Origin of the sequence: Reyranella sp., assembly GCF_965227665.1 — a bacterium.
GTDB lineage: Bacteria > Pseudomonadota > Alphaproteobacteria > Reyranellales > Reyranellaceae > Reyranella.
The window spans coordinates 536,197-549,241 of sequence record NZ_OZ245767.1 but is presented as its reverse complement, the minus strand read 5'-3'; the positions used below and the strand labels follow the sequence as shown (position 1 = coordinate 549,241).

General features: G+C 68.6%; 11 protein-coding genes. 8 read left to right on the top strand and 3 right to left on the bottom strand.

What is annotated here, in order from left to right:
• Positions 1-36: 36 nt before the first annotated feature.
• A complete protein-coding gene (locus ACO07I_RS02675; protein WP_422014038.1) occupies positions 37-1,440 on the bottom strand; it encodes an amidase in 1,404 nt (467 codons plus the stop codon).
• Entirely contained in the window at positions 1,440-2,183 is a 744-nt protein-coding gene (locus ACO07I_RS02670) for an SDR family NAD(P)-dependent oxidoreductase (RefSeq protein WP_422014036.1), read from the bottom strand. The genes ACO07I_RS02675 and ACO07I_RS02670 overlap by 1 nt, the downstream gene beginning before the upstream one ends.
• Positions 2,184-2,290: 107 nt before the next feature.
• On the opposite strand from ACO07I_RS02670, the gene ACO07I_RS02665 reads away from it, so the two are divergent.
• From ACO07I_RS02665 to ACO07I_RS02630, 8 genes are all read left to right on the top strand, one after another.
• Positions 2,291-3,214 (top strand): AAA family ATPase, encoded by a 924-nt coding sequence (locus ACO07I_RS02665; RefSeq protein WP_422014034.1) that lies wholly within the window; start codon positions 2,291-2,293, stop codon positions 3,212-3,214.
• 7 nt (positions 3,215-3,221) lie between these two features.
• Positions 3,222-4,484, top strand: coding sequence for a vWA domain-containing protein (locus ACO07I_RS02660; protein ID WP_422014032.1), 1,263 nt, complete (start codon positions 3,222-3,224; stop codon positions 4,482-4,484).
• A gap of 3 nt (positions 4,485-4,487) precedes the next feature.
• On the top strand, positions 4,488-4,808 hold the full coding sequence (locus ACO07I_RS02655; RefSeq protein ID WP_230548836.1) for an XdhC family protein: 321 nt from the start codon (positions 4,488-4,490) through the stop codon (positions 4,806-4,808).
• 4 nt (positions 4,809-4,812) lie between these two features.
• On the top strand, positions 4,813-5,541 hold the full coding sequence (locus tag ACO07I_RS02650) for an XdhC family protein (RefSeq protein ID WP_422014030.1): 729 nt from the start codon (positions 4,813-4,815) through the stop codon (positions 5,539-5,541).
• A complete protein-coding gene (locus ACO07I_RS02645; protein WP_422014028.1) occupies positions 5,538-7,202 on the top strand; it encodes an NTP transferase domain-containing protein in 1,665 nt (554 codons plus the stop codon). The genes ACO07I_RS02650 and ACO07I_RS02645 overlap by 4 nt, the downstream gene beginning before the upstream one ends.
• The gene (locus ACO07I_RS02640; RefSeq protein WP_422014027.1) at positions 7,199-8,419 is read left to right on the top strand and encodes an aminotransferase class V-fold PLP-dependent enzyme; all 1,221 of its coding nucleotides are present in this window, start codon (positions 7,199-7,201) and stop codon (positions 8,417-8,419) included. The genes ACO07I_RS02645 and ACO07I_RS02640 overlap by 4 nt, the downstream gene beginning before the upstream one ends.
• Positions 8,416-8,823, top strand: a complete 408-nt coding sequence (locus tag ACO07I_RS02635) for an iron-sulfur cluster assembly scaffold protein (RefSeq protein WP_422014025.1) — start codon at positions 8,416-8,418, stop codon at positions 8,821-8,823. Before ACO07I_RS02640 ends, ACO07I_RS02635 begins: the two co-directional genes overlap by 4 nt.
• Before the next feature lie 91 nt (positions 8,824-8,914).
• A complete protein-coding gene (locus ACO07I_RS02630) occupies positions 8,915-10,945 on the top strand; it encodes a DUF4139 domain-containing protein (RefSeq protein ID WP_422014023.1) in 2,031 nt (676 codons plus the stop codon).
• On the opposite strand, the gene recG is transcribed toward ACO07I_RS02630, so the two are convergent.
• Entirely contained in the window at positions 10,946-13,027 is a 2,082-nt protein-coding gene (gene recG / locus ACO07I_RS02625) for an ATP-dependent DNA helicase RecG (protein ID WP_422014021.1), read from the bottom strand.
• Between the last annotated feature and the right edge of the window lie 18 nt (positions 13,028-13,045).

Here is a 13,045-nt window from a genome sequence, read left to right as displayed (position 1 = left end):
CGCCCGGGCGCAGCGAGGGACCTTTTTCTTTGCTGACTACAATCCCAACGCCGACAGGTCCGGCGTGCGCTTGTGGAAGTCCGTCGCGTCCTGCAGTGCCTTGCCGATCTTGAGCACCGTGCCCTCGGCGTAGGGCTTGCCCAGCAGCTGGAGGCCGATCGGCAGGCCCTTGGAGAAGCCGTTCGGCAGCGAGAGACCGCACAGGCCGAGATAGTTGCCGGGGCGCGTCATCAGCGAGATCGCGGGCGAGGTCTCGTCGACCTCGGTGACGGGAATTGCGCCCGAGGCCAGCGCCGGCGTGAGCAGCGCGTCGTAGGGTGCCATCCAGGCGTTGAACGCCGCCCGGCGCTCGCCCATGCAGCGCAGCTCCTCGGCATAGAGGGCCGGGGCGAAGCCCTTGGCGGCCATTGCGCGGCCGCGGACGCCCGCACCGATCGGCTGGTTCATGTCCTCGATCCACCCGCGATGCAGCGACCAGAGTTCGGAAGCCGAGATCGAGCCCGCGCCGACGCCGAGATTGAAGTACCATTCGGGGATCTTCACCGGCTCGACGATGGCGCCGAGTTCCTCCAGCTTCTTTGCCGAAGCCTGCCAGGCCTCGATCACGTCGGGATCGCAGGCCGGCAGCGCGGAGACGTCGGGCAGGGCGATGCGCAGGCCCTTGATCGAGCCGCCTTTGGTCGAGGCGGCGAAATCCTCGAGCGGCTGGCCGAGCGTCGTGGGATCGCGCGGATCGGGACCGGCCAGCGCGTTGAGCATCAGGGCGCAATCCTCGACCGAACGCGCCATCGGGCCGATCGAGTCGAGCGTCCACGACAGCAGCATCGTGCCGTGCAGGCTGATGCGCCCGAACGTGACCTTGAGGCCCACGAGCCCGTTGAAGGCGCAGGGGATGCGCACCGATCCGCCGGTGTCGCTGCCGATGCCCGCGGGCGTGAGGCGGGCCGCGACGGCGACGCCGGTGCCGCTCGACGAGCCGCCGGGCGTGCGGTGGGTCTCGAGGTCCCACGGGTTCCACGGCGTTCCCATCAAGGGATTGGTGCCCCAGCCGCCGAAGGCGAACTCGACCATGTGCAGCTTGCCGAGCGGGATCATGCCGGCCGCGGTCAGTCGCTCGACCGTGTTCGAGGTCTCGGTGGCGACGCGCTTCTCCCACATCTTGGAGCCGCCGGTCCCGATGCGACCGGCGATGTCGCAGAGATCCTTGTAGGCGACGGGCAGGCCATGCAGCGGTGGCAGCGGAAATCCCGAGGCACGCGCCGTGTCGGCGGCATCGGCAATCGCGCGCGCTTCCCTGGCGTAGACCTCGGTGAAGGCGTGCAGCTTGCCGTCGGCCTTCTCGATACGTGCCAGCAACGCGTCGACCACCTCGCGCGAGGAGAAGCGCTTGCCGGCGAGGCCGGCAGAGAGTTCGGTCAGGGTGAGTTCATGAAGAGACATCAGTAGGTAGCCCGTCCACCAGAGAGATCGAAAACCGCACCCGTCGCGAAGGTGCAATGGGAAGAGGCGAGCCAGGCGACCATCTCGGCCACTTCCTCGACCTCGCCGAAGCGATTCATCGGGATCTTGGACAGCATGTAGTTGATGTGTTGCTCGGTCATCTGGCTGAACAATTCCGTCTTCACCACCGCCGGCGCGACGCAGTTCACCAGCACGCCGGTCGTCGCAAGTTCCTTGCCGAGCGACTTGGTGAGGCCGATGACGGCGGCCTTCGAGGCGGAGTAGGCCGAGGCATTGGGATTGCCCTCCTTGCCGGCCACCGAGGCGATGTTGACGATGCGGCCCCAGCCGCGCTGCACCATGCCGTCGACAACGACGCGGTTGCAGAGGAAGACTCCCGTCAGGTTCACGTCGATGACCTGCCGCCAGGCGTCGACGGGATATTTGGCCACGGTGGTGTTGGGACCTGTTATCCCGGCGCTGGCGACCAGGATGTCCGGCGGGGCCAGCAGTTTCTCGGTGTCGGCCAGCGCCCTGGCGACGTCCGCCTCGCTGGTGACGTCGACGGCGATGGACACCGCGCCCTTCAGGGTCGCGGCGGACTGCTTCGCGCGATCGGGATTGCGATCCCACAATGCGACCCGCCCGCCGCCTGCGGTGATCTTCGCGGCGCAGGCGAGGCCGATGCCCCGTGCGCCGCCAGTGATGATCGCGGTCCGGCCCCGGAACGGTTCGCTCTCCATGCCTTCCTCCCAAATCCTTGAATTATCTGGCAATTCCCAGCATATCGGCGCGCCGGGGCATCCGCTACACTGAGCCCTTCGATGCCTCGAGTTTTCGCGGGAGTTTCATGCCTTCGCCCATTCCGGCGTCCATCGACGCCACTGTCGAGCTGCTGAAGGGCGGCGATTACATCGCCGACCGCAGCCTCGCCACGGTCCTCTACCTCGCCCTCAAGCTGGGCCGTCCGCTGTTCTGCGAAGGCGAGGCGGGCGTCGGCAAGACGGAGATCGCCAAGGTGCTGGCCGACACCCTGAAGCGACCGCTCATCCGCCTGCAATGCTACGAGGGCCTCGACGTCGCCTCGGCGGTCTACGAGTGGAACTACGCCCGCCAGATGATCGAGATCCGCCTTGCCGAAGCGCAGGGCGTGCATGACCGTGGCGAACTCTCGGCCGACATCTTCGACGAGAAGTTCCTGATCCGCCGTCCGCTGCTCGAGGCGCTGCAGCCGCATGTCGGCGGCGCGCCGATCCTGCTGATCGACGAGCTGGACCGCACCGACGAGCCGTTCGAGGCCTATCTGCTCGAGGTCCTGTCGGACTTCCAGGTCACGATCCCGGAACTCGGCACGATCAAGGCGGCGGAACGGCCGATCGTCATCATCACGTCGAACCGCACGCGCGAGATCCACGACGCGCTGAAGCGGCGCTGCTTCTATCACTGGGTCGACTATCCAGACCTCAAGCGCGAACTCGAAATCCTGAAGGTGAAGGCGCCGGGCGCCAGCGAGCGCCTGTCGCGCCAGGTCGTGGGCTTCGTCCAGGAATTGCGCAAGCTCGACCTGTTCAAGGCGCCGGGCGTGGCCGAAACGATCGACTGGTCGACGGCGCTGTCCGAACTCGACGTGCTCGATCTCGATCCGCGGACGATCAACGACACGCTGGGCGTGCTGCTCAAGTACCAGGACGACATCCAGCGCCTGCAGGGCTCGGAAGCGGCCGAGATCCTGCGCAAGGTGAAGTCCGACATCGCCGCCCAGCCGCTGGGCTGAGCCTTCGATGGACACGCTGCCCGATCCGCCGGCCGGGCTTCCGGGACGCGAGCCGCGTGACGGCAAGCTCGCGAGCAACATCGTGCACTTCGCGCGGACCTTGCGCACGGCCGGGCTGCGGGTCGGGCCGGGGCAGATCCTGCGCGCCATCGAGGCCGTCGAGGCGGCGGGCATCCGCAATCGCGACGACTTCTACTGGACGCTCCATTCGGTCTTCGTGAACCGCCGCGACCAGCGCGAGATCTTCGACCAGGCATTCCATGTCTACTGGCGCAATCCGCGCCTGCTCGAGAAGATGATGGACATGTTGCTGCCGCAGATCGGCGTGCCGGCCGAGCAAGACAAGGGCAAGCAGCTCAGCCGTCGCCTGCAGGAAGCGCTGCAGCCGGGGCAGGGCGAGGCGCCGCCGGAGCAGTCCGAGGAGCCGCCCGAAGTCGAGGTCGAAGCGACCTTCACCGTGTCGGACCGCGAGGTCCTACAGACTCGCGACTTCGAGCAGATGTCGCAGACCGAGATCGACGAGGCCTTGCGCGCCATCTCCCGCCTGCGCCTGCCGGTGCCGGAGCGGCGCACGCGGCGTTATCAGGCGGCGCGGCGCGGGCCGCGCATCGATTTCCGGGCCTCGCTGCGCCGTGCGATGCGGCCGGAGGGGCTGACGGAGCTGGCCCGGCGCGAGCCGCGCCGCCGGCCGCCGCCGCTGGTCATCCTGTGCGACATCTCCGGTTCGATGGCCCGCTATACGCGGATGTTCCTGCATTTCATGCATGCGATCACCAACGACCGCGACCGCGTCTACTGCTTCACCTTCGGCACGCGCCTGTCGAACGTGACGCGGGCCTTGCGCAACCGCGACGTCGACATCGCGCTGCAGAAGGCCTCGGCGCAGGTCGAGGACTGGTCGGGCGGCACGCGCATCGGGCAGGCGCTGCACGAATTCAACAACAAGTGGTCGCGCCGCGTTCTGGGGCAGGGTGCGGTCGTCCTTCTCATCACCGACGGGCTGGATCGCGAGGGCGCGAGCGGCCTGGATGAGGAAATGGAACGCTTGCATAAGTCCTGCTCACGCATGATCTGGCTCAACCCGCTCTTGCGGTACGGGGGCTATGAGCCCAAGTCTCAGGGCAACAAAGCCATGCTGCCGCATGTCGACGAATTCAGGCCCGTCCACAATCTGGAGAGCCTGTCCGGCCTGATCGCGGCGCTGGGTTCCCGGACCGTCGGCGCCGACAAGCGCCTGGCCGGCTGGCAGACCGAACTTCGCAAGGAGTAGACCATGAGCGATGCGCTGGAAGTTCTCGATCAGGTCGGCAAGTGGAAGGCCGACGGCAAGGGCGTCGCTGTCGCCACCGTGATCGTCACCTGGGGCTCCTCGCCGCGTCCCGTCGGCAGCCAGCTCGGCGTCGACGATGCCGGCAACATGGTGGGCTCGGTCTCGGGCGGCTGCATCGAAGGTGCCGTCGTCAAGGAAGCGCTCGACGCCATCAAGGACGGCAAGCCGCGGCTGCTCGATTTCGGCGTCACCGACGAGCAGGCCTGGGATGTCGGTCTCGCCTGCGGCGGCAAGGTCCAGGTCTTCGTCGAGAAGGTGAACTGATCCGATGAAAGCCGAAACCCTCGCCGCCCTCCAGGACGCACGCACCAAGCGGCGGGCCGTGACGCTCGCCACCCGCCTCAGCGATGCCGCCGAGGCGCTGGTCTATCGCGACGACGCCAAGGGCGAGTTGGCGAGCGATGCCGGGATCGTCGCGGCGGCCCAGCGCGCCATGGATATCGGCAAGAGCGAGACGGTGGATATCGGCGGGGCCAAGATCTTCCTGAACGTCTACGTGCCGCCGCCGAGGCTGATCATCGTCGGCGCCGTGCACATCGCGCAGTCGCTGGCGCCCATGGCCGCCATGCTCGAGTTCGACGTCACGGTCGTCGATCCCCGCGGCGCCTGGGCCACGACCCAGCGCTTTCCCGGCGTGAAGGTGATCCAGGATTGGGCCGACGAGGCTTTCCAGGAAATGGGCCTCGACGTGTCGACCGCCGTCGTCACCCTGACGCACGATCCCAAGCTCGACGATCCCGCGCTCGAGGCGGCGCTGAAGTCCGACGTCTTCTACATCGGCGCGCTGGGCAGCCGGCGCACCCACGCCAAGCGCAAGGAGCGCCTGGCCGAGGTCGGCATCACCGAGGAGATGTTTACCCGCGTCCACGGGCCGGTCGGCCTAAACATCGGCGCCAAGTCGCCGGCCGAGATCGCCGTATCGATCCTAGGCCAGATCATCGAGGTGCGCGCGCGCCGCCTCGAAGCGCTCTCGGCGCCGAAGGTCGCTGCAGCGTGAGATTCGGCGAGACACCGGTCGACGAGGCCGCCGGCGCCATCCTCGCGCACAGCCGGCGTGCCGACGGGATCAACTTCGCCAAGGGGCGCGTCCTCTCCACTGAGGATATCGCGCGCCTGAAGGAAGCCGGTGTCTCCACGGTCGTGGCCGCGCGGCTCGATGCCGATGACATGCACGAGGACGAGGCGGCAGCGACGGTCGCACGGGCGCTGGCGGGTGAGGGGATCGACGTCACCGCAGCCTTCACCGGCCGCTGCAATCATTTCGCCCGCGAAGCAGGCCTCGCCGTGCTCGACCAGGAGCGCATCGACGCGCTGAACGAGCTGGACGAATCGGTGACCGTGGCGACGCTGCCGCCCTTCGCGCGCGTCGAGCCGCGCCAGATGGTGGCAACGGTGAAGATCATTCCCTACGGCGCACCGCGCCCCGCGGTCGCGCGCGCCGTCGACGTCGCCAAGACCGCCAACCAGCCGATGATCTCTGTCGCGCCGTTCCAGGCGATGCGCGCCGGCCTCGTCCAGACCAAACTGCCTGGCACGCGTGACAAGGTCCTCGACAAGGCCGTGAACACGACGACTAAGCGGCTCACCTCGCTCGGCAGCACCCTCAACGGCGAACGCCGCGTCGCGCATGACGCCAGCGCCATCGCCGAGGCGCTGGCCGAGCTGAAGTCCGAGGGTTGCGACCTGTTCCTCATTGCCGGCGCCTCGGCGATCGTCGACCGGCACGACGTGGTGCCGGCCGGGATCGAGGCGGCGGGCGGCCAGCTCATCCATTTCGGCATGCCGGTCGATCCGGGCAACCTGCTGCTCACGGCCGAGCTGGACGGCAAGCCGGTGCTGGGCCTTCCGGGCTGCGCCAAGTCGCCCAAGTACAATGGTTTCGACATGGTTCTGGAGCGTCTCGCCGCGCGCCTGCCGGTCGGCCGCGCCGAGATCGTGCGCATGGGATCGGGTGGCCTGCTGGCCGAAATTCCCAGCCGCCCGCAGCCGCGCGACGAGAGCGATTCGGATGAGGCGGGGCCGCAGCAGGCGCCGAGGGTTGCCGTACTGGTTCTGGCGGCCGGCCGCTCAACTCGCATGGGCGGGCCGAACAAGTTGCTGGCCGAAGCCGAGGGCGCGCCCCTGGTCGTCCATGCGGTGACGGCGGCGCTCGCCTCGCAGGCGGTCGAGGTCGTCGTCGTGCTGGGGCACATGGCCGACGACGTCCGCGCCGCGGTCGAGAAAGCCGTGCCGCCGCGCTCGCGCGTGCGCTTCGTCACCAATCCGGATTTTGCAGAGGGCCTCAGTACCTCGGTGCGCACCGGCATAGGCGCGCTGCCAAGCTCTGTCGACGCCGCGGTCGTGCAGCTCGGCGACATGCCCGGTGTCGGGGCGCCATTGCTCAATCGCCTTATGGCGGCCTTCAGCCCTGTCGAGGGCCGTGCCATCTGTGTGCCGACGGTGGCCGGCAAGCGCGGCAATCCCGTCCTGTGGGCGCGGCGCTTCTTTCCCGAGATGGCGAAACTGTCCGGCGACAGCGGCGCCAAGCACCTGATCGGCGAGCATGCCGATCTCGTCTGTGAGGTCGAGATGACCGGCGAGGCGGCGATCACCGACATCGACACGCCCGAGGCGCTCGCCGCATGGCGGGCGCGATCCAGGGAAGAGAGCGAGAGATGAGCTTCGACGTCGCCGCCGTCCGCGGCCAGTTCCCGATCCTGTCCGAGATCATCGATGGCCTGCCCGTCCACTATCTCGACAATGGCGCCTCGGCGCAGACGCCCCTCGCGGTCATGGATGCGGTGCGCTATTACGAGACGACCGGCCGCGCGAATGTGCTGCGCGGCGTTCACCGGCTGGCCGAGCGTGCCACCGAGGCCTACGAAAATGCCCGCGCCCAGGTCGCCTCGTTTCTCGGCGTGCCGACCATGGAGGTCGTCTTCACCGGCGGCTGTACAGCGGCGATCAACCTCGTGGCCTATTCCTACGGCGCGTTGCTGAAGCCCGGCGACCGCATCCTGCTGTCGGAACTCGAGCATCATTCCAACATCGTGCCCTGGCAGCTGCTGCGGTCGCGCTCGGGCATCGAGCTCGACATGCTGCCGGTCACGAACGACGGCCGCATCGACCTGGCCGAGTTGCCGCGCCTGCTGACGGCGAACACAAAACTGGTGTCGCTGGCGCACGTCTCGAACGTCACGGGCGCGCTGCTCGACGTGCGCGCGGTCGTCGAAGCCGCCAAGACGGTGGACGCGAAGGTGATGCTCGACGGCGCCCAGCGCGCGCCGCACGGGCCGCTCGACCTGCCGTCGCTCGGCATCGATTTCTACGCCTTTGCCGGCCACAAGGCCTACGGGCCGAACGGCATCGGCGCCCTGTGGGGCCGGCCCGAGCTGATGGACGCCATGCCGCCGTTCATGGGCGGCGGTTCGATGATTGGGCGGGTGACCCTTGCGGAAACGACCTGGGCGCCGTCGCCGCGCCGCTTCGAGGCGGGGACACCCCCGATCGGTCCGGCAATTGGTCTGGGCGCCGCCTGCGCGTGGATGCAGGCGCTGGACTGGGCGGGGGCGCACGATCATGAGATGGCTCTCGTGCAACGCCTGATGGATGGTCTGCAAAAGATCGACGGCACGCGGCTCTTCGGGCCGGCGAGTCTGCAGAACCGCTATCCCGTCGTGTCGTTCATGCTGGATGGCGTGCATCCGCACGACGTGGCGCAGACGCTCGATTCGTTCGGCGTTGCCGTGCGCGCCGGCCATCACTGCGCGCAGCCGCTGATGGAGCGCTTCGATCTCGACGGCACGACGCGCGTCTCGATGGCGCCGTACAACGACAACAGCGACATCGACGCGCTGCTGGCCGGCGTCGCGCACGCTGCGAAGACGCTGCGATGAGCGACCAGATCTACCAGCAGCGCATCGTTGCGCTCGCCAAGGCAAAGACCGGCGCCGGCAAGCTCGAGAATCCGACGAAGACGGTGCGGCGCGACAACCCGCTGTGCGGCGATCGCGTGATCCTCGACGTACGGCTCGACGGGCAGGGGCGCATTGCGGAGCTCGGCCATCAGGTGCGCGGCTGCCTCCTCTGCCAGGCCTCGGCCTCCGCGCTCTCCGCCGTCGCCGTCGGACGTGACGCCGCGGGGGTCGCCGAGCTGCGCCATGACGCCGAGCGTGCGCTGGGCCGCGAGCCTGGCGAGTCGCACGAGCCGTTCGACGCCTTCGCTCCCGTGGCGGCGCACAAGTCGCGGCAGGAGTGTGTGCTGCTGCCGCTCGAAGCGCTCAAGGATGCGCTTTCCTAACTACGCAGCACGCCCGTAGTTCCGTCGCGCCGCCGCCGTGCTTGTGTCACAGTCGCTATGCACGGTGCGCGGGCAACGTCCGGGAGAGACCATGCGCTTTTTTATGAACGTCGTGGCCGTGCTGGGCCTGATTGCGTTCCCAACCCTGGCCTTCGCCCAGGACCTCGCACTGAAGAGGGTCATGCTCTCCTCGGGCGGGCTCGGCTACTTTGAATACGAGGCGAGCGTCGACGGTGACGCGACCCTGAAGCTCACCGTATCGCTGGGCCAGGTCGACGACGTGCTGAAGAGCCTCGTCGTCTATGACGACAAAGGCAGCGTGGGCGGGCTCAGCCTGCCGGGCCGCGAGCCACTTGCGCAGGCGTTCAAGGATCTTCCGTTCGACCAGAATTCGCTGGGCTCGCCGGCCGAGCTGCTGCAGACCTTGAAGGGCGCGCAGGTCACGGTCGGCGGCAGCCGCTCGATTTCCGGTCGCATCGTGTCGGTCGAGGAGGACAGTGTGGCGCTGCCCGACAACAAGGGCATGGTGAAGCGCACGCGGGTCACGCTCTACACCGATCGCGGCCTGCAGCAGTTCATTCTCGAAGACGCCGAGAACCTGCAGTTCGCCGATGCCGCCTTGCGCGACAAGGTCGGCCAGGCGCTGGTCGCCATCCAGGGCAACCGCGCCAAGGACGCGCGCACCATCGACCTGGCGGTGCGCGGGCAGGGCAGGCGAACGGTGCGCGTGGCCTACATCGTCGAGGCGCCGGTCTGGAAGGCCTCCTACCGTCTGACGCTCGGCGCGGACCCGGCGGTCGCGCGCTCCGCACTGCAGGGCTGGGCCGTGGTCGAGAATCTGAGCGGCCAGGATTGGAAGGACGTCGAGCTGACGCTCGTGTCGGGCCGCCCGGTGGCCTTCCATCAGGCTCTCTACAACGCCTATTACGTCACCCGCCCCGAAGTACCGGTCGAGATCGCCGGCCGCCTGATGCCGGGTATCGATCGCGGCGGCGTCACGGCCGACCAGAGAGCGAAATCCTCGCTGGCGATGCCGGCGCCCGCGCCGTATCGCGCGCAGCAGGAGCGTTCGGTCGGCGCGCCGGCCATGGCCCCCCCTCCGCCGCCGCCCGCGGAACTGGCAACTGCCGCCGAGCAGATCGAGGCGAGCGACGCCGCCACGCAGGTGATCTTCAAGTTCCCGCGCGCGGTCAGCGTCGAGAACGGCCGTACGCTGTCGATCCCGATCGTCGACCGGCACGTGCCGGCGGCGCGCCTCGCGCTCTATCAGGCCGACACCGCCGCGCGTAACCCGCTGGCCGCGATCCGCCTGACCAACGATGGCGAGTCGGGCCTGCCGCCCGGCATCATCACCCTCTACGAGCGCGACAAGGGAGGCTACGTCTCCTATGTCGGCGACGCGCGCCTTTCGGGCTTCCCGGTCGGCGAGACGCGCCTGCTGGCCTATGCGCTCGACGAGAAGATCATCATCGAGCGCGACGTGGCGCAGACCGATCGGGTGGCGTCCGGTACCATCGCCAATGGCGCGCTGCGGCTGTCGCGCGTCGTGCGCCAGACGACGGTCTATCGAGTGCGTGGCCCGGCCAAGGAGCCGCGCCAGCTCGTCGTCGTGCAACGGCGCCTGCCGGGCTGGACCTTGACCAGACCGGAGTCCAAGGACGTCGAGCTCAGCGAAGGCAACTATCGCATCCCGTTCCAGCTTCCGGGCGGTGAGCAGACCCAGACCTTCGAGGTCGTGCAGGAGCAGACGCAGCAGCAGGAAATCCGGCTGGTCGAAAGCGCGGCCGAGCAGATCCGCGTCTATGCCCAGGCGCGCGAGTTCGACGCCAAGACGCGTGAAGCGCTCACCCGCGTGCTGCAGCTCCAGCAGGCGGCGGCGGAGGCCCAGCGCAAGGTGGCGCAGGTCGACGCCGAGCGGCAGGCGATCGTGCAGGAACAGGCACGCCTGCGCGAGAACCTGGCGAGGGTGCCGGCCAACAGCGACCTCCAGCGCCGCTATCTCGCGACCCTCGACAAGCAGGAGACCGACCTCGAAGCCCTCGCCAACCGCCGTGCCGACGCCGAGAAGTCGGCCGAAGCGGCGCGCGAGGCGCTGCGGACGTATGTGAGCCAGTTGGGCTGATCAGCCCGCCCGCAAGGTCCTGACCGCGTCGTCGCGGCGGAAGAGGTAGAGGAGGGCGCGCAGCGCCTTGCCGCGCTCGGTTTGAAGGTCGGGATCGCGGGCGATCACCAGCCGTGCATCGTCGCGGGCGGCTTCGAGGAGCTCGTTATGGACCGCCAGGTCGGCCAGCCGCATGTCGGGCAGGCCGCTCTGGCGCGTGCCTAAAAGCTCGCCGGCGCCGCGCAGCTTCAGGTCCTCCTCGGCGATCCGGAATCCGTCCTCGGTCTCACGCATGATCGCGAGGCGCGACTTGGCGGTCTCGCCGAGCGGCATTGCATAGAGCAGCAGACAGGTCGACTTGGCGCTGCCACGTCCCACCCGGCCGCGCAGCTGGTGGAGTTGGGCCAGGCCGAAGCGCTCGGCATGCTCGATCACCATGACCGTCGCCGCCGGCACGTCGACGCCGACCTCGATCACGGTGGTGGCGACGAGAATCGACAGCCGCCCGTCAGCGAAGGCTGCCATCGTGGCCTCGCGCTCGGCGCCCTTCAGGCGGCCGTGCAGCAGACCGACCTTTCCGGGGAAGCGCTCGTTCAAGAGCTGGAAGCGCTCGGTCACGTTGGCGAGGTCGATCTCTTCCGACTCCTCGATCAGGGGGCAGACCCAGTAGACGCGGGCGCCGGTCGCGATCTGCCGGCCAATCCCTTGCGCGACCTCGCCGATCCGCTCGAGCGGGATGGTGCGAGTGTCGATCGGCTGGCGGCCCCTGGGCTTCTCCGTGAGCTTGGAGACGTCGAGATCGCCATAGGCCGCGAGCATCAGCGTGCGCGGAATGGGGGTCGCGGTCATGACGAGCAGATCGACGGCATGGCCCTTCGACGACAACGCCATCCGCTGATGCACGCCGAACCGGTGCTGCTCGTCGACCACCGCCAGGGCGAGGTCAGCGAATTCGACATCCTCCTGCACCAGCGCATGCGTGCCGACCACGAGCTGGATCGTGCCGTCAGCCAGGCCCTGCAAGGTTTGCTTCTTCTGGCGCTGGCCGTCGCGCCCGGTCAGCAGCGCGATCTTCACGCCCGCCGCTTCGGCCAGCGGCGCGATGGTCGCGAAATGCTGGCGCGCCAGAAGCTCCGTCGGTGCCATCATCGCCGCCTGCGCGCCGGCCTCGACGCAGATCAGCATGGCAAGCAGCGCTACCAGGGTCTTGCCGCTGCCGACATCGCCCTGCAGCAGGCGCACCATGCGCTCTTCTTTGCCGAGATCGTCGGCGATCTCGGCGATGGCCTGGGTCTGGCTGGCGGTCAGCTCGAAGCCCAGCGTGGCGAGGGCGGCCTCGCGCAGGCGGCCGTCGCCCTTCGTCGCGTGACCGGCCAGGGTGCGGTTGTGATGGCGCACCAGCGCGATGGCGAGCTGGCTGGCCAGCAGCTCGTCGAAGGCGAGCCGCGCCCGCGCGGGACGGGCGGGCGAGAGATCGCCCAGCTCTTCCGGGGCGTGGACACGGGCGACGGCGGTCTTCCATTCGGTCCAGCCCTGCTTCTTGTGAAAGGCGGCGTCCTGCCATTCGGGGAGGGCGGGCGCCCGGTCGACGGCGGCCGCGATCGCCTTCTGCACCGGCTTCTGGGTGAGGCCGGCGGTCAGCCCATAGAGGGGCTCGACCCGAAGGATGGCGTCGCGCTCCGCCAGCGGCACGACATGGTCGGGGTGCGTCATCTGCACCTCGCCCTGGTAGATCTCGACCTTGCCGCTCACCACCCGCGTCTCGCCCGGCGGCAGCAGCTTCTTGAGATACTCCTCGCGGCCGTTGAAGTAGGTGAGGCAGACGCGGCCGGTCTCGTCGCTGCACCACACCTTGTAGGGCTGCCGCGGACTGTGCGGCACCATGTGCTCGTCGACGTTGACGGTCAGTGTGGCGACCTCGCCGCCGCGCGCCTGGGCGACGTCGGGCGCGTTCCGGCGGTCGATCACGCCAGCGGGCAGGTGCCAGAGAAGGTCGACGACCAGCGGGCCCGCCAGCTTTTCCACGAGGGTGCCCAGCCGCGGACCGATTCCCGGCAGTGACGTGACCTGTGCGAAGAGGGGCGTAAGGGCTTGCGGGCGCATGGTTGGCTTGATCAGGGG